Source organism: Bombella apis, from assembly GCF_018221685.1.
Classification (GTDB): Bacteria; Pseudomonadota; Alphaproteobacteria; order Acetobacterales; family Acetobacteraceae; genus Bombella; species Bombella apis.
Genome location: NZ_JAGJTM010000005.1, coordinates 320,861 through 337,534, shown reverse-complemented (window position 1 = coordinate 337,534; position 16,674 = coordinate 320,861). Strand labels below are relative to the sequence as shown.

Sequence of the window (16,674 nt, the reverse complement as noted above, 5' to 3'; positions counted from 1 at the left end):
GTGTGTTGGTAATGGCCCTGCAAGGGGTTGGGAGTGGCGGGGAAAGGACGGGTTAGCCATGGTCTGGGGGATGTCTTTCTGGCTGCGTGTCAGACAGTCCAGCGTTCTGGGAGCATTGGTGGCCATCGTGTTTGTTGTGGCCCTGTGTGTGCTGGGCCTGGTGGGGATTGCCCACGTGGATGGGTTCCACCTCGCAGGGGGCTGATTTTTGCGCTAGTGAGGAGGGAGCCAGTGTCCTTCCCGTAACGGAGTAGCGTGCCCTCATGACCGATCAGCAACATTCTGCGGCGTCCTTTTTTGTCGCACGGCGGCAGGCTTTTGCTGTCGTCATGGCCATCGAGCTGTGGGAGCGTTTCGGTTATTACGGCATGCAGGCTGTCCTGACCGTTTTCATGGTCACCCAGCTGCACATGCGGGATCATGACGTTAACCTCATGCAGGGGGGACTGGGATTTTTCATCTACAGTCTTCCTGTTTTGGGGGGGCTTCTGGGGGATCAGTGCCTCGGGACAAGACCCACCATGCTGGTGGGGGCCTTCGGGCTGACAGCCGGATATGGTCTTCTGGCCATGTCTCTTGGCAGTCAGGCTGTTTTCCTTCCGGCCCTGACACTGATTGCCCTCTCCAACGGGTTGTTCAAACCCAATGCGGGGACGCTCGTTCGGCGCATTTACGCCGGGGATGGCACGGCACTGGATGCCGCTTTCACACTCTACTATATGGCCATCAATGTTGGGTCGACCGTCTCCATGCTGCTGATGCCGTGGCTCCAGCAGCGCTATGGGGCGGCTGTGGCCTTTCTGGCCTGTGCCGGGGGGCTGCTGGTCGGGCTTGGCTATTATGCAGTGCGGGCCGGGCGTATGCGGAGGTTTCTTGCCGCACGGGCGGTTGAGGCAGTCCGGCGGCATGGGCCATCCTCCATGCCTGTTCCTCTGGTGGAGCGTCTTTCCACTCCCGTGCTGAAAGGGGCGCTGGGCGCTGGAATCCTGCTGGCCCTGCTGGTGGTCTGGGGATTTTGCACATGGGTGCTGTACAGCCCGGCGCTGGTCCAGCTCTGCATCATTCTGGCAGGGGTGGGGCTTCTTCTGCTCTGGGTCTGGCTTTATGTGCGGGCGAAGGACGGTGAACGGCCCGGTCTGCTGCTGACCTACATCCTCTGTGCTCAGACAATGGCCTACCAGATCTTCTACCAGCAGATGCAGACCTCCCTGACACTGTTTGCCATGCGGGATGTCTCTGGCGTGTACCAGCTGGGGTCATGGCGGCTGTTCACCATGTCGGCAGGCCAGTTCCAGGCGCTCAATCCGATCGCTGTCATGCTGTTCAGCCCGCTGCTGGCATGGTTGTACCGTCGTCATGCGGGTAGGGGGCAGGATGCTTCACCCGCCATCAAGATACTGCTCGGTTATGGCTTGGTCGCTCTGGCTTTTTGCATCTGGTGGTTGGCCGCTGGCCATAGCACGGGGCTTGTTTCGCCGTGGGTCATGGTGGCCGGGTATGGCACCATGTCCCTCGGGGAGCTGCTGACCATCGGTCTTGGGTTGGCCATTGTGGCCCGTTATGCCCCGGCCCGTGTCAGCGCAGTGCTGATGGGGGCCCTGTTCCTGCTCTGGGGGGTCGGCATGTATCTGGGGAGCCTGGTGGCTGATCTCGCCAGTGTTCCGGCCGATGGTGGGGGCAGCCTGGCGGGTTATGCTGCCCTGTTCCGGGAACTGTTTCTGGGGTGTGTGGGGCTGTGTGTTGTGCTGGCCCTGCTTCTGCCGCTGACCCGCCGCCTCGGGCAACAGCATCGTAGCTGGACGGTAAATAAACCGGCAACGGTCACATGAACTTGAAGAGGTGGATGACGACTGATCTGGTATAGACAGATTTCACCACTGGAAGTCAGCGATAAAATTTATATAAAGGGACGGTGTCATCCTTTGCCGCAGTGCCGCTTGTGGCCTGTCTGGCATTGTCGTGCTGAAGGCTGCCATGGCGCATCTGGCCTTCAGGTTCCTGTCCTGATCAACGGCTATGAAGGCTAATCTATGCGTGGAATGTGGCAAAAGGCTGGTACAGCAGCAGTAGGTGTCGCTTGGATGCTGGGAGGCCATGCCGTTTTTGCGCAGGATGCTGCTGGGCCGGCTGCCGTGAAGGAGAAAGCGGCAGCAGGTGGGGAGATCACGACGGCCCAGAGGGATGAGCTGTTGAAGGAGCGGAATTACGGTGCGCCTGCAAGGGATGAGCAGCGTGCTTTCGGGTCCGTGCCTCTCCCGATCCCGGGTGACGTCTTCTCCCGCGGGGCCAGTGAGCAGGCTTCACCAGAGAAGCAGAAGGGGCTTTTCCCCAACAGCTGGCACGATTTTGCCAATCAGGATGGGTTTTTTGGTGACCCCTGGGGCGCACGGAGCTGGCTGGCCGACCATGGCGTGACGATCGGCGGGCGTTACTTTCAGGACACCGCAGGCAATCCGTTCGGGGGGAAATCCCGTGCGGTCCGCTATGCGGATGAAGAGGCCCTGTCTCTGGATTTCAACCTGAAGAAGCTACTGGGCGTTGCCTTCAATGCGGGCACACTGCACTTCCTGACACTGGCCCGTCAGGGGGCCGGGCTGGGAAACACGTTGCCGGCTGTTGACAGCCCGATGGAAATTTACGGGGCCGGTGAGACCATGCGCCTTGGCCGCCTCAGCTGGGAAATGCACTGGAACAAGTACGTACATACCGAGGTTGGTGAGATCAACACGGAGAATGACTTCGAGCAGTCTTCCACCTATTGGGGGGCCAACCTGTACTGCCAGTTCCAGAACAACGGCATCTGCGGGATGCCGCAGTCCATTGCCATGAATTCGGGTTACGGCTTCTATCCGACGGCCCATCCCGGTGCGTGGATCAAGCTCTATCCGGCGGGGAATGACCATTATCTGGTGCAGTTCGGGGCTTACAGTGTGGACCCGACGATCACCGGCGTGCGGAATGGCTGGAAGATGAACCTGCACGGGGCGACAGGTACCTATCTGCCGTTCCAGCTGGGCTGGCATCGGGGCGGGACGGATGATTATAGCGGCCCGTTACAGACGAACGTGAAGATCGGCGGTTATTGGGACACGTCCGAGGTCAAGAACGTCTATGGCCAGATGGGAACATATTACATTCCGGCTTCTGCGGCGCAGGATGCGCCCGTCTCCAAGGTGAGGGGCCGGTTTGGTGGGTGGTTCCAGTTTGACCGCATGTTGCAGCGGGATGGAGCGGACCCGCACCGGGGAACGGCGTTTTTTGCCTCCTTCACATGGGGCGATCCCCGCACGGCCATTGCGCCCTATTTTGTGACGGCGGGTATTACCCGGAAGGGAACGTTCGCCAGCCGCCCCAATGATACAATCAGTTTTGGCATGAAGGCCCTCTGGGCCAATCCGAAGGTCACACACTGGATCGAGCATCTCCAGCACACGGGCCGGGGTGCCGGGCTGTATGCTCCGCATTCGGAAGAAGCCATCGAACTCAATTATGGATACTGGCCCACACGCTGGCTGCTGCTGCGGCCCGGCTTGCAGTATCTCTGGAGTCCCGGTGCTCTGAAACGGTACAAGGATGCCATGCTGATTGATCTGGAATCAGCCATTTCTTTCTGAGGTCATCCCGCCTGCTGCAGGTCACAAAAGGTCGTCTTTGGGACGGCCTTTTTTCATTTTCGGCAGCAGAATATCACTTTTCATCCCATTCTGTCTGTTCTGGATATTGTCCCGCTTTTCAGAAGGTGGATATACTTACGATACCGGAACAATAGGTGGGGTGGCTCAATGCGGTATTGGCAGTATCTTCTGGTGGTCGGGGTGTGCGGTGGAGCTGTGTCATGGTTGGAAGGCGCACAGGCCGCTCCCAGCGAGCAGGGGGGGCCCGTTCAGGCCACGCTGGCCGGCACGTCCTCTTCTTCCGTCCCGGCAGCTCCATCACCTGCTCCGGTGGCGGCCCCCAGTGCCGTCCAGCCTGCCGCACCGGCCGGGAAGAGCTGGTTTTCCGACATTGATGTCGGTCTCCAGATTGAGGGCGGGGCCATGGCCAATACCGGCCATCCTGGAAATGGCATGAATTTCGGTCAGCTTCTCCAGTCCCACAGTGATACGGGGATGCTCAATCAGGTCGCCCTGACCATCACCAAACCCGTTGACCCGATTGGTGACGGTTACGGGCTGGGGGCGAACATCCAGATGCTTTATGGTTCTGATGCCAGAGCTTACGTCATCACGGGGATTTCAGACCGCTGGCTGGATCATCATCGCTACCAGCTTACCCCCATTCAGGCCAACATCGCCCTGCATATGCCGTGGCTGACGAAAGACGGGCTGGACATGCAGCTGGGCATCCTGTCCTCCCCCATGGGGGTGGAGGTGCTGAATCCGGCAGGGCGGGCCTTCTACACCATGTCCTATACGGCGCAGTATTCCAATCCGTTCGAGCATGTCGGCTTCTATGGGCAGTGGCACCTGAATTCGTATTACGCTGTTCTGTTCGGGATGGATGCCGGGAACCAGAAATCATTTGGCCGGGGCAACAACAATGGCGAACCGGCCGGTTATGTGGGCTTCAATGCCAGCCAGCTGGCAGGAGGTGCCTTGTCCCTGACCTATCTGCTGCGTGTCGGGCCGGAAGACCCCCGCCGTGCGCTGGGCAGCCACAGGGCGCATGAGGCGCAGCGTTTCTGGAACGACCTCAACGCCACATGGCAGATCAACCCCAAATGGAGCCTGACAGCCGAGGCCACGCAGGTTCATGATGAGGGGCTGGATGCCAATACATGGAGCGGCGTCATCTGGGGAGCCTATGCGGCAACATCCACCCTGACCTTCAATGCCCGGGCGGAAGTCTATCGGGACAGCACGGGCCAGTTTGTCGTGCAGTACCCGGAGGACACAGGCTATGGCCGGTCACTGCTCGGCCTGCCCGCCCGGACCTACAGCGCCCCGGCAACGACGTATGGCGACCTGTCCTTCAATGCCGTGTGGCGGCCGAATATCGGCCATCATGTCAAGCTGCTTCAGATCCGTCCGGAAATCCGGTTTGACCGTTCGTTGAACAACACCCGGCCTTTTGCGGATTTCCGGCATCAGAACCGTATTCTGATTGGCGGAGACGTGACGCTCGGTTTCTGAGGGGGAATTTCAGCCACGCCCCCGGTATCCGGGCACATCCTGTGCGGGAATCCAGACATCGTCCGGGGCGGGGCCTGTCTGCCAGAAGACGTCGATCGGCATCCCGCCACGAGGGTACCAGTAGGCCCCGATGCGCAGCCATTCCGGGTCCAGCAATTCGACAAGGCGTGTGGCGATGGTTACCGAGCAGTCTTCATGGAAGGCTCCGTGATTGCGGAAACTGGTGAGGTAGAGCTTGAGGGACTTGCTCTCCACGATCCAGTCCCGTGGGATGTAGTCGATGACGATATGGGCAAAGTCCGGCTGTCCCGTCACCGGGCAAAGGGAGGTGAATTCCGGAGCGGTGAAACGGACAACATAACGCCGCCCTTTATGGGGAGCCGGGACACGCTCCAGCTCGGCGGTTTCAGGCGACTCCGGCTGTACGGTCTGTCGGCCAAGCTGGCTGAGGCTTTCCGTGCCGGGGGCGGTGGGGCCTTTGGGGGGATGGGTGGTCATGAAACGGCTCCTTTTCTGCTGGAATGAGAAAGATGAAGGCATGAAATACGATGCTGCATGGCTTGATACACGGTTCGGATTTGCAAAAAAATCAGTTTCGGTGCAGTAAGGGCACCATTCTGTCCCAATCTGTCACTTCCTGAAAGATCGTCCATGGACATCCGTAACATTGCCATTATTGCCCATGTCGATCATGGGAAAACAACACTCGTGGATCAGCTGCTCCAGCAGTCCGGCACCTTCCGTGAGAATCAGGCCGTCACCGAGCGTGCGATGGACAGCAATGATCTCGAGCGTGAGCGCGGGATCACCATCCTGGCCAAATGTACTTCCGTCGTGTGGAAGAACACCCGTATCAACATCATCGACACCCCGGGCCATGCCGACTTCGGTGGTGAGGTGGAGCGCATCCTGAGCATGGTCGATGGGGCCGTGATTCTGGTGGATGCCGCCGAAGGTGCCCTGCCGCAGACCAAGTTCGTGCTGGGCAAGGCCCTGGCCCGTGGTCTGCGCCCGATGGTTGTCGTCAACAAGGTGGACCGTGGCGACGCCCGCCCGGACGAGGTGCATGACGAGGTGTTTGACCTCTTCGCCGCCCTCGGTGCCAATGACGAGCAGCTGGACTTCCCGATGCTGTATGCGTCCGGCCGCCAGGGCTGGGCGGATACGGAGCTGGAAGGCCCCCGTGAGAACCTGCACCCGCTGTTCGACCTCGTCCTGAAGCATGTGCCCAGCCCGGGCCTGGACAAGGACAAGCCGTTCGCCATGGTCTCCACCATTCTGGAGAGCGACAACTTCCTTGGCCGTATCCTGACAGGCCGCATCGAGCAGGGCCGTGCGAAGGTGAACATGCCCATCCGTGCCCTGCGGGCTGATGGCAGCGTGGTCGAGACAGGCCGCATCACCAAGCTGCTGTCCTTCCGTGGTCTGGACCGTGTGCCCGTCGAGGAAGCCGAAGCGGGTGACATCGTGGCCATTGCCGGTCTCTCCGAGGCCACCATTCCCGACACGCTGGCCGAGCCGTCCATCGAGGAGCCGCTGCCCTCCACACCGATCGACCCGCCGACCCTTTCCATGACCTTCCGCATCAATGATGGTCCGCTGGGTGGTCGTGAGGGCAAGAAGGTGACGTCCCGCCAGATCCGTGACCGTCTCTTCAAGGAGACGGAAGGCAACGTGGCCATCAAGGTGACGGACAGCCCGGAAAGCGAGGCTTTCGAGGTTGCCGGCCGTGGTGAGCTGCAGCTGGGCGTGCTGATCGAGAACATGCGCCGTGAGGGGTTCGAGCTGACCATCGGCCGTCCCCGTGTGCTGTTCCGTGAGAATCCGGAAACGGGTGAGCAGGAAGAGCCGTTCGAGGAAGTCGTCATCGATGTGGACGAGCCTTATTCCGGCGTGGTCGTGGAGAAGATGTCCCTGCGCAAGGGCGTGATGCAGGACATGCGTCAGTCTGGCGGTGACAAGGTCCGCCTGACCTTCATGATCCCCTCCCGTGGTCTGATCGGCTATCACGGCGAGTTCCTGACCGATACCCGCGGGTCCGGTCTGATGAACCGTCTCTTCCACTCCTACCAGCCGCATGCTGGTGCGATTGAAGGCCGCCGCAACGGCTCCCTGATCTCTGCCGAGGATGGTGCGACGACTCCGTATGCGCTTTTCTCCCTTCAGGATCGTGGGACGCTCTTCGTGGATGCGGGTGAGAAGATCTACACCGGCATGATCCTCGGTGAGCATTCCCGTGAGAATGATCTGGAAGTGAACGCCGTGCGTGAGAAGAAGCTCACGAACATGCGTGCCTCCGGCAAGGATGATGCCGTTGTGCTGGTTCCGCCCCGCAAGATGAGCCTCGAGCAGGCCATTGCCTACATCGAGGATGACGAGCTGGTGGAGGTCACGCCGTCTGCCATCCGTCTGCGCAAGCGTTATCTGGACCCGCACGAGCGCAAGCGTGCCGCCCGTGGTGCGAAGGGCTGAGGCCCGGACTTCCGTTTTGGGTCATGAAAAAGGCCGGGGCGTCTGCTCCGGCCTTTTTCCATGTCAGGCTGTATCAGATGTCTGCCCCTCTGTGGCATGATGGCGGGGCTTCACAAGGGAAGAAGGGAAAATGTCATGACCAAGAGTCTCTATGCGACCATGAAAGCCCTGCCCGGCCACCGGGAGAAGGTGGCCAGCCTGCTGACGGCTCTGGCCGAGAACGTGCGGGCCGAGCCGGGTTGCGTGCGGTTCGTGGTGTACACGCTGGAAGATGAGCCGGACCTGTTCCATGTCGAGGAAAGCTACCGGGATGAGGCGGCCTTCAAGGCCCATATGGGGACCGAGCATGGCCGTGTGTTCAACAAGGCCATCGAAACCCTTGTTGAAGGTGGTGCCTCCAGGGTCGTGTTCCTGAAGGGCGTTGCCTGAACGGGGACCATCCGGCAGACGAAAAAAAGCAGGTGTCCCGTCATAGGGCACCTGCTTTTTCCATGGGCGGTGGGTGGGGGAGCCGTATCAGGGCGTGCCCGGCTGGCCCCGGCTTGTGGAATGTTCAAAGCGCAGGGCCTTGTCAGGATGGGCGACATGGTGGGCCGCATGGGCGGCCACGGCTCCCTCCGAGAAGCCCTGAAGGATCAGCTTCATCTTGCCGGGATACTGGGCCACGTCGCCAATGGCGAAGATGCCTTCCAGACTGGTCTGCATGGTGGCGGGATTCACGGGGATGGTGCTGCGCTGTGTCTCCAGCCCCCATGCGGCCACCGGGCCAAGGTCGGTTGAGAGACCGTAGAAAGGCAGCAGCACGTCTGCTTCCAGAGAGCGGACCGTGTCATCCATGGCGATGAGGTCCACATGGGTCAGCTGGCCGTTTTCGCCCTTCAGGCCGTGCAGCTGGTAGGGAACGGCTTTTTCGATGGCCCCGGCGGTGATCTTGGCCTCGATCTGCGCCAGTGTCTCCGGTGCCCCACGGAAGCGGTCCCGCCGGTGGACGAGATAGACCTTTTCGGCAATGTCGGAGAGGGAGAGGGCCCAGTCCAGCGCAGAATCTCCGCCCCCGGCCACGACGATGCGCTTGCCGGTGAAGTCGGCCCGTTTTTTCACATAATACTGCACGGCCCCGCTGCGCTCATAAGCGTCCAGCCCGTCCAGCGGAGGGCGGTTTGGCCCGAAGGCACCAGCACCGGCAGCGATGATGATGGCCTTGGCATGGATGGTATCGCCACGCTCATTCTTCAGGGTGAAGGCCCCCGGCCCACCTTCCAGATGGCTGACCCGGCTGCCGAGAAGGCGGGGCACGTTGAAGGGAGCGATCTGCTCTTCAAGGGCGGCAATCAGGTCACCTCCGGTGATGGAGGGATGGGCCGGAATGTCGTAGATCGGTTTTTCCGGGTACAGGGCCGCACATTGCCCGCCCACACTGTCCAGAACATCCGTCAGGATGCAGTCCAAGCGTAACATCCGGCATTCAAAGGCGGCAAAAAGTGCCGTGGGGCCTGCGCCAATGATGGCGACATCTGTCGTGTGGGAAGAAGCTGCATGTGTCATGCTGGTATTCATAAGCATTTTTTTGCCGCTCGAGTAGAGGTTTGTTGGGCCATGTTAGCCCGGAACAGGCTCCATTGGCTGGTTCTGCTGAGAGAAACGGCCGGGGGTTGTGGGGCTCCCTCTTGTGTCCGGGGGAGGCTTCAGCAATGCTGGCGCCTGTTACGGGTAGCGATACGGGGCGTTGTGTCTGATGGACGTGCATCTTTCTTCTCAGCAGCAGACAGTGCTTCTGGCACGGCATCTTGCGGACATGGTGCGACAGGGGGACTGTGTGGCCCTTCAGGGTGAGATGGGAGCCGGCAAAAGTACGTTTGCCCGGGCACTGATCCGCCATATGGCTGGTGATGAGGCTCTGGAGGTCCCCAGCCCGACCTTTGCGCTTGTCCAGCCTTACGAGACGAAAGCCGGAACGGTGTTCCATTATGACCTCTGGCGACTTTCCGGGCCGGATGAACTTTATGAACTCTCATGGGATGATGCCTGTGAAAGCATCATGCTGGTGGAGTGGCCCGATCGTGCTGAGGATATGCTGCCAGCCGGGGCCCTGCATCTGACATTTGCGCAGGGGACCGGCGAGGAGGCCCGCATCGTGACCCTGCATGGCTGGCCGGAGGAACGGTTGAAGGCCCTGTCCTCTTTTTCTGAAGGGAGGAGAGGCTGATGGGACAGGCACATCCGCTCAATATTGCAACCATTCCGGCATCCTGTCCGTTTCTGGATACGGTCGTGCAGAACTGGCTGGAGCGTGTGGGGGTGGAGGCTGGCCCGGACGGGCGCAGCGGTGGTGACAATGGCACGATTCTGGTGCCTGGCCGCCGTGTGGCCCGTGCCTTGATGGAAGCCTTCCTGCGGGTTCTGGATGGCCGTCCGGCCCTGCTGCCTGCCATCGTGGCTCTGGGAGATGTGGAGCAGCAGAGCCTGTTTCCCATGACGGTTGATGAGACTGTTCCGCCTTCTGTGGGGCCGGTTTTCCGGCTGGCCATTCTGGCCCGGCTGATTCTGGCGGCACCTTTTTTCACGACCGTATCAGGCCGGGACGGCGGTACGATCGACCGGGTCTGGCCGCTGGCGCAGGCTCTGGCAGAGCTGATGGATGATGCCGAGCGGAATGGTGTGGACTTATATGAAGCCCTGCCGAAAGCCGTGGCTGATGATTTTGCCGGACACTGGCAGAAGACGCTGGAGTTCCTTCGGATCGTCACGGAAGCATGGCCTGCCATTCTACGGGAGGAAGAGCGTAGCAACATCATGGCCCGTCAGGTCGCCCTGATTGAGGCGCAGGCCCGCCTCTGGGCGGATATGCCGCCGGATTATCCGCTCTGGGCCGTAGGCTTTGTGGATGGGTCTGCCGGGGTGGCCACGGCGCTGGAGGCTGTGGCGGCCCTGCCACGAGGCATGGTGGTCTTTCAGGGGCTGGATTGCGGCATGGAGGATGAGTGGTGGAACCAGCTTCCTCCCACCCATCCACAGGCCCTGTTTCGTGAATTCCTGTCCCGGGCCGGGATAAATCGGGCGGATATTGCCATATGGGGATATCCGCTGCGGCCGGAGCGGGAAAATCTTTTCCAGCATGTCATGCTGCCAGAGGCAGGCATTGCCCGCTGGGGGCAGCCGGTGGGTGATGTCCGTCCTTCTGGCATCAGCCTGCTGCCAGCAGCGGATTCGCAGCAGGAAGCGCAGGCCATTGCCCTGATCCTGCGGGACGTGGCCAGCCAGCCGGGGCGCTCCGGTGCTCTTGTGACGCCGGATCGTGGTTTGGCCGACCGTGTCCGGGCGGAGCTTCTGCGTTTTGGTATCCATGCGGATGATAGTGCAGGAGAGCCGCTGGTCCGTACTCCTGCGGCCGTATTCCTGCGACTGATCGCCCAGGCCGTGACGGCCCGGTTCAGCCCGGTGGCATTGCTGTCCGTTCTCAAGCATCCGCTGGCAGCTCTGGGGGGGAGCCCCGGCCGTGCCCGGGCCAGTGCCCGCCTTCTGGAAAGGCGGCTGCTACGGGGGCCGGCTCCCCAGCCGGGGATGGATGGACTGCGCCATGCTCTTGAGGCTTTGCAGGAGGCGCAGCAGACGGATAATGGCTATCAGGCTGATGCACCAGACAGCCCGGAACGCCTCGCAATATTTCTGGACAGGATGGAAGAAGCGTTCAGGCCCCTGCTGGGGCTGGAGTCAACCGCCCGTGTGCCAGAGCTTCTGGCTGCCCTTCTGGAGACAGCCGAACAGCTCGCAGCGGTGGAGGGTGAGGGGTACGGGGCTGACCAGCCCCGCCCTGGGTCCCGTCTCTGGCTGGGGGAAGATGGCGGGGCCCTGTCCCGGCATTTCGTGGAGCTGATGAGCCATACGGGGGACTTGCCACCCCAGCCCCTGAGGGCACTGGAGGGGTTTCTGACGGCCAGCATGGCGGGCAAGACTTTGACAGGGCTGCGGGGCTACCAGGGGGGTGTGGAACTCGCCCATCCCCGAATCTCCATCTATGGCGTGCTGGAAGCCCGCCTGCTGGCTTTTGATACCGTCATTCTGGGAGGGCTGAATGAAGGCAGCTGGCCTCCCGCAGCGGAATCCGGCCCGTGGATGAGCCGCCCGATGCGCCAGCGTGTCGGCCTGCCGTCACCGGAGCGGCGGATTGGTGCACAGGCGCATGACTTTGTATCTGCTGCCCTGTCGTCGGAGCAGGTCATCCTGTCCAATGCCCAGCGGCGGGAAGGGTCACCCGCCGTCCCGGCCCGGTGGCTGATGCGCCTTTCAGCGTTTCTGGAAGGGAGGCAGATCACGCTTCCCGTTCACCCGGCACTGGCGTGGCAGACCATGCTGGACATGCCTGCCGGGGAGGCAAAGCCCGTAGCTCCCCCCAAGCCACGGCCTCCCCTGTCTCTGCGCCCCCGGCGGCTGAGCATTACCCAGCTGGATACGCTCAAGCTGGACCCCTACACCATCTATGCCCGTCATGTGCTGGGGCTGAAGGTTCTGGCCCCGCTGGAAGAAGGGGCGGAACACGCCGATTACGGGAAGATCGTCCATACGGCTCTGGAGCGCATGATCGGGGAGCATCCCGGTACGTGGCCGGCCCATGCGGCACAGATTCTGCACCGTCATTTTGATGATGCCCTTGATGAGGCCCTGGTGAATCCGGCTCTTGCCAGCTGGTGGCGGCCTCGCCTGCATCGTATTGCCGACTGGGTACTGGCGCAGGAGCACTGGCGTCATGTGGGGCGGCTGAACTGTACGTCTCATACAGAGGTCTCTCTGGCATATACGCTACGGGGCCTGCCGGGTGGTGACTTCCATATTACAGGACGGGCCGACCGGATTGATCTGTGGAATACGCCGGGGCAGGAGGACACCACGGGGCGCATCTTTGATTACAAGACAGGAACACACCCTGAAAGCAACGAGGTGATCGCAGGCTGGTCATCCCAGCTGGTGCTGGAGGCTGCCTTTCTGAAAGAGGGTGCTTTCGAAGGCCTGCCTGCCGTGGAAACGGACGCGTTGGCCTATTGGAAACTGAGCGGCGGAGAGGAACCCGGCAAGGAAGTGGTCATTCCCTCCGTGAAGGCAAAAGTGACGCTGGGTGATCTGGTTGGCCCGGCTCTTGAGCAGCTGCGGACTCTTCTGACGGATTATGACGATCCATCCCGGCCTTACCGGTCTCAGCCATGGGCAGGGAAAGAGCACCGTTACAGCGATTACACCCAGCTTGCCCGTGTGGCGGAATGGCGTCTGGCAGGAGACGAGGAAGAATGATCCAGCTTGCATCACAGGGACAGGATAACCATCAGCGGGCCCTGAAAGAGGCCAATACGGCACAGAAAAAGGCCTCGAATCCCATGGCTTCCGTCTTTGTGTCGGCCTCGGCAGGGTCGGGGAAGACAAAGCTGCTGATTGACCGGCTGTTACGTCTCATGCTGCCACTGGAACAGATTGGTGAGGATGGGCAGCCTGTCCTTCTGGACGGGTCGGAGCCTTCCCGCATCCTGTGCCTGACCTATACGAAAGCCGCTGCCGCTGAGATGGCGCATCGTCTGCAAAGCCATCTCGGTCGCTGGGTGTCTCTTTCAGATGAAAGACTGGGAGAGGCACTGACTGCACTGGATGTGCCCAACACGGCTGCTACGCGGGAGTGTGCCCGTGGGCTGTTCCTGAAAGTGCTGGATGCGCCGGGCGGTTTGCAGATTGAAACCATTCATGCCTTCTGCCAGTCCCTTCTGCGGCGCTTCCCACTGGAGGCAGAGCTGGACCCGCATTTCGTCCTGATGGAAGAGGCGGACGGACAGATGGCCCTTCGCCGTGCGCTGGAGGACAGTCTGGCGCAGAATCAGGACCCTGTGCAGGTTCTGGCAGGCCTGACGGGTTTTGACAGGCTGATGGGCCTGCTTGGGCAGTTCAATGCTCAGTCAGGTCTGCTTCAGCCCCTGTTGCGGCTTTGGGAGATGTGGCCGGAGCGGGTGCAAGAGGCCTATCAGGGGCTTCTTGATGTAGGGAGCGAGTTTTCAGAGGTTCTGAAGGTCGAAGCCTGCCAGCTGGAAGATGAAGCGGCATGGCGGGCAGACATTCAGGCAGCTTTGCCGCAGCTGGCGCCTTCCAAAAGGGAAAAGTTCGAAACGTTCCTGAGATGGCTGGGGTGTGACAATCCTGCCGAGCGGGATGATGCCTTCCTGCTGTCGCTCCTGTTCACGAAGGAAGGCGGGGTCATGGACATGAGCCGCCATCTGGGGGCCAAGGCCCGCAAGGCGGCCCCCGATTTGGTACAGCGTCTTCTGGATGAAGCCAGACGCCAGCAGGAGATGCAGGAGCGTATCCGTATCCAGCGGCTTCTGGAGATCAACACGGCTTTTCTGTCCCTTGCCCTGCCGGTCATGGGGCGTTTTGCCGATGAGAAAAGAAACCGTGGCACGGTCGATTATAATGATCTGATCGCCCGGACGAGGGCTGTCCTGCGGGAGCCGGGGGCAGCATGGGTGCTGTACAAGCTGGATGGCGGTATCGACCATCTTCTGCTGGATGAGGTGCAGGACAATTCCGGCCTGCAATGGGAAATTGCCGGGGCCCTGACGACAGATTTTTTCTCTGGTTCCGGCGTGCGGGAGGACATGCCCCGTCCCCGGACCATCTTTGCGGTGGGGGATTTCAAGCAGTCCATCTACAGTTTCCAGGGCGCAGAGCCGGAACAGTTCCACAAATGGCGGCAGGAATTCGCTCGCCGTGTGAAGAATGCCGGTCTTCTCTGGGAGGAACCTCAGCTCAATGTGTCGTTCCGGTCCCTCTCGCCGGTTCTGAAATTTGTTGATGCCGTTTTTGCGGGAGAGGCTGCACGGGACGGCCTGCGGGAGCCGGGGGAAGATGGCAGGCTCATCCACCGTTCGGCCCGGTCCGGCGGTGGGGGGCGTGTGGAGCTGTGGCCTCTGGTACCTGTGGATGGGACAGTCGGAGAAGTGCCTGATCCATGGCGTGCGCCGGAGAAGAACGAGGATCAGCGTAGCACCCAGCAGCGTCTGGCCGATGCGCTGGCCACGCATATACGGGCGCAGATCGGCCGTCCGCTCCAGTCGGACACGGCCCCGCTGAAGGCCGGAGAGGTGATGATTCTGGTGCCCAAGCGCTCCGCCTTCCTGCGGGCGCTGATTCGGGCCCTGAAGGCACGGGATGTGCCGGTGGCCAGCTTCATCAGCAGCGGGCTGGTGGAGCAGCCAGCCGTGCAGGACCTGATGACCCTCTGTGATGCGCTGCTTCTGCCGCAGGATGATCTCAGTCTGGCCAGCGTGCTGACATCCCCCCTTGGTGGGTTGAGTGATGAGTCTCTCATGGCCCTGGCCACGGCGGATGGGCAGCGGCGTGAGCTGGGGCGGGGCGGGATGCCGCTCTGGAGTCTTCTGGCCCGGCGGCATGAGGAGCGGCCGGAATGGCGGGCGGCATGGGAGCGGTTGCAGGCCCTCTACAAACGTGTGGATTATGATTCACCCTACGAGATTCTCATGCAGGCGCTGGGTGTGCAGGGGGGACGGACCCGCCTTCTGGCCCGTCTTGGTGCTGAAGCTGCCGAACCGGTGGATGAACTGTTGACGGTCGCCCTGACATATGAAACCCAGCATCCGCCATCCCTCCAGGGTTTCCTGCACTGGCTGCGTGCCAGTACGGTGGAGAGCAAGCGTGAGGTGGAGGCCGAGATTGATGCCGTGCGCATCATGACGGTCCATCGGTCCAAGGGGTTGCAGGCCCGTCTGGTCATTCTGCCTGATATGACAGGGACGGCTGGCCGGCCTGACCCTCTGCTCTGGACAGAGCTGGATGCCGATATGCCGGAGGGTGGCCTTGCGGATGATGCGTTACATGGGCCGCTCTGGATACCACAGGTCAAGATGGGGACGGAGCGGACACGGGAGCTTCTGGCACACCAGCAGGCCCGCCAGAAGGAGGAGAAGAACCGTCTGCTCTACGTGGCTCTGACACGTGCCAGTGATGCGCTGCTCATCTGTGGCTGGAAGCCCAAGAAGAACAGCAGTCAGAGCTGTTGGTATGATCATTGTCTGGCTGGCATGAACCGTCTGAAAGAGCAACTGGGAGAGGAGGCTGTCGGTTCGTCCGGGGATGGGCATGATGATCTGGAGAGTCTCTTCCGGATGGGATTGACGGTGAAGGATGAACCTTTCGCAGGAGACTGGGAGGGGGAAAGTCTTGTGCTGGAGATGCCCGTCATGGCTTCGGCAGTAGCGGGGATACGTCCCGATGCGGCGCCGGTCCGGCCTGCTCTGCCTGCCTGGATGGGGCAGGCACCGGACTGGCAGGTGACCCCTGCCCCCCATGAGGATGCCCTGGCCCGTCCGCTGGCCCCAAGCCGACCGGAAGCGGCGGCCTATGGGCCATTGCCTGCGGCCCGGTCCCCTTTGGAGATCATGCGGGAGGGGCTGGTAATTCCACAGCCGGCCCGTCGCCGTCAGGATGCCATGGAGCGGGGGACGCTGGTCCACAGGCTGCTCCAGTTCCTGCCAGACCTGCCCGCATCAGAGCGGCGGCTGAAGGCCGAAGCATGGCTGCGGCATACCATGCCGGGGTTGGCGGAGGAGGACGTGACCAGTCTGGCAGGGCATGTGGTTTCTGTCGTGGAGATGGATGTTCTTGCGCCGCTTTTCGGGCCGGGGAGCCGGGCCGAGCAGGGTGTGTCCGGTACGCTGGGCCGCCCGGGGGACGGGTCGGGTCGGGTCGTGCTGGGGCAGGTGGACCGCTTCCGCTTTGATGGACAGACGGTCTGGCTCTGCGATTACAAGACGGGCCGCCCCCCATCCCGGCCGGAGCGTGTACCATCGGCCTATCTGGGGCAGATGGCCAGCTACCGGCGTGTCATGCAGGGGCTGTATCCCCATTGTCCCGTGCGGTGTTTCATTGTCTGGGTGGATGGGCCTGCCGTGACGGAGCTGCCGGAGTCTCTGCTGGATGCACAGGAAAACCTCCCCCGATGACTGGGGCATGGCATGATGTCTGTTACCCTCTGTTTATCATAGAGAAAACATATTACGCTGCACGGCAATACCTGTTT

Annotated in this window: 11 protein-coding genes; 9 read left to right on the top strand and 2 right to left on the bottom strand. The window is 61.5% G+C overall.

All coding sequences use genetic code 11. The features are described from left to right. Window positions 1-58 precede the first annotated feature (58 nt). The 4 genes from J8Z04_RS08665 to J8Z04_RS08650 all read left to right on the top strand — a co-directional run bounded on the left by J8Z04_RS08665 (window position 59) and on the right by J8Z04_RS08650 (window position 5,132). Window positions 59-205, top strand: a complete 147-nt coding sequence (locus J8Z04_RS08665) for a hypothetical protein (protein ID WP_156878828.1) — start codon at window positions 59-61, stop codon at window positions 203-205. 58 nt (window positions 206-263) lie between these two features. Next, entirely contained in the window at window positions 264-1,829 is a 1,566-nt protein-coding gene (locus tag J8Z04_RS08660) for a peptide MFS transporter (RefSeq protein WP_081562820.1), read from the top strand. Window positions 1,830-2,081: 252 nt separating this feature from the next. Beyond that, on the top strand, window positions 2,082-3,614 hold the full coding sequence (locus tag J8Z04_RS08655) for a carbohydrate porin (protein ID WP_156878827.1): 1,533 nt from the start codon (window positions 2,082-2,084) through the stop codon (window positions 3,612-3,614). Window positions 3,615-3,782: 168 nt separating this feature from the next. Next, entirely contained in the window at window positions 3,783-5,132 is a 1,350-nt protein-coding gene (locus tag J8Z04_RS08650; protein WP_192848388.1) for an outer membrane beta-barrel protein, read from the top strand. A gap of 9 nt (window positions 5,133-5,141) precedes the next feature. On the opposite strand, the gene queF is transcribed toward J8Z04_RS08650, so the two are convergent. Next, the gene (gene queF / locus J8Z04_RS08645) at window positions 5,142-5,630 is read right to left on the bottom strand and encodes a preQ(1) synthase (RefSeq protein WP_043558053.1); all 489 of its coding nucleotides are present in this window, start codon (window positions 5,628-5,630) and stop codon (window positions 5,142-5,144) included. 153 nt (window positions 5,631-5,783) lie between these two features. On the opposite strand from queF, the gene typA reads away from it, so the two are divergent. Both typA and J8Z04_RS08635 read left to right on the top strand, forming a co-directional pair. After that, the gene (gene typA, locus J8Z04_RS08640) at window positions 5,784-7,604 is read left to right on the top strand and encodes a translational GTPase TypA (RefSeq protein ID WP_043558056.1); all 1,821 of its coding nucleotides are present in this window, start codon (window positions 5,784-5,786) and stop codon (window positions 7,602-7,604) included. A gap of 135 nt (window positions 7,605-7,739) precedes the next feature. Beyond that, window positions 7,740-8,033, top strand: a complete 294-nt coding sequence (locus tag J8Z04_RS08635) for a putative quinol monooxygenase (RefSeq protein ID WP_043558466.1) — start codon at window positions 7,740-7,742, stop codon at window positions 8,031-8,033. Window positions 8,034-8,120: 87 nt separating this feature from the next. Here the strand turns inward: J8Z04_RS08635 and J8Z04_RS08630 are convergent, their stop codons facing one another. Then, a complete protein-coding gene (locus tag J8Z04_RS08630) occupies window positions 8,121-9,149 on the bottom strand; it encodes an NAD(P)/FAD-dependent oxidoreductase (RefSeq protein ID WP_043558469.1) in 1,029 nt (342 codons plus the stop codon). A gap of 190 nt (window positions 9,150-9,339) precedes the next feature. On the opposite strand from J8Z04_RS08630, the gene tsaE reads away from it, so the two are divergent. Genes tsaE through addA form a run of 3 tightly spaced genes read left to right on the top strand, consistent with a single transcriptional unit; the run spans window position 9,340 to window position 16,597 of the window. Continuing rightward, window positions 9,340-9,810, top strand: a complete 471-nt coding sequence (gene tsaE / locus J8Z04_RS08625; RefSeq protein WP_086442170.1) for a tRNA (adenosine(37)-N6)-threonylcarbamoyltransferase complex ATPase subunit type 1 TsaE — start codon at window positions 9,340-9,342, stop codon at window positions 9,808-9,810. Further along, window positions 9,810-12,887 (top strand): double-strand break repair protein AddB, encoded by a 3,078-nt coding sequence (gene addB, locus J8Z04_RS08620; RefSeq protein WP_192848389.1) that lies wholly within the window; start codon window positions 9,810-9,812, stop codon window positions 12,885-12,887. Before tsaE ends, addB begins: the two co-directional genes overlap by 1 nt. Continuing rightward, entirely contained in the window at window positions 12,884-16,597 is a 3,714-nt protein-coding gene (addA, locus tag J8Z04_RS08615) for a double-strand break repair helicase AddA (protein WP_192848390.1), read from the top strand. Before addB ends, addA begins: the two co-directional genes overlap by 4 nt. The last annotated feature ends 77 nt before the right edge of the window (window positions 16,598-16,674 follow it).

What these genes read in the sequence shown, in the direction of transcription:
- J8Z04_RS08635 (WP_043558466.1), top strand. Translation starts at nt 7,740, where the DNA reads ATGACCAAGAGTCTCTATGCGACCATGAAAGCCCTGCCCGGCCACCGG.
- J8Z04_RS08655 (WP_156878827.1), top strand. Translation starts at nt 2,082, where the DNA reads ATGCTGGGAGGCCATGCCGTTTTTGCGCAGGATGCTGCTGGGCCGGCT.
- J8Z04_RS08650 (WP_192848388.1), top strand. Translation starts at nt 3,783, where the DNA reads ATGCGGTATTGGCAGTATCTTCTGGTGGTCGGGGTGTGCGGTGGAGCT.
- J8Z04_RS08660 (WP_081562820.1), top strand. Translation starts at nt 264, where the DNA reads ATGACCGATCAGCAACATTCTGCGGCGTCCTTTTTTGTCGCACGGCGG.
- typA (WP_043558056.1), top strand. Translation starts at nt 5,784, where the DNA reads ATGGACATCCGTAACATTGCCATTATTGCCCATGTCGATCATGGGAAA.
- queF (WP_043558053.1), bottom strand. Translation starts at nt 5,630, where the DNA reads ATGACCACCCATCCCCCCAAAGGCCCCACCGCCCCCGGCACGGAAAGC.
- tsaE (WP_086442170.1), top strand. Translation starts at nt 9,340, where the DNA reads ATGGACGTGCATCTTTCTTCTCAGCAGCAGACAGTGCTTCTGGCACGG.
- J8Z04_RS08665 (WP_156878828.1), top strand. Translation starts at nt 59, where the DNA reads ATGGTCTGGGGGATGTCTTTCTGGCTGCGTGTCAGACAGTCCAGCGTT.
- addA (WP_192848390.1), top strand. Translation starts at nt 12,884, where the DNA reads ATGATCCAGCTTGCATCACAGGGACAGGATAACCATCAGCGGGCCCTG.
- J8Z04_RS08630 (WP_043558469.1), bottom strand. Translation starts at nt 9,149, where the DNA reads ATGACACATGCAGCTTCTTCCCACACGACAGATGTCGCCATCATTGGC.
- addB (WP_192848389.1), top strand. Translation starts at nt 9,810, where the DNA reads ATGGGACAGGCACATCCGCTCAATATTGCAACCATTCCGGCATCCTGT.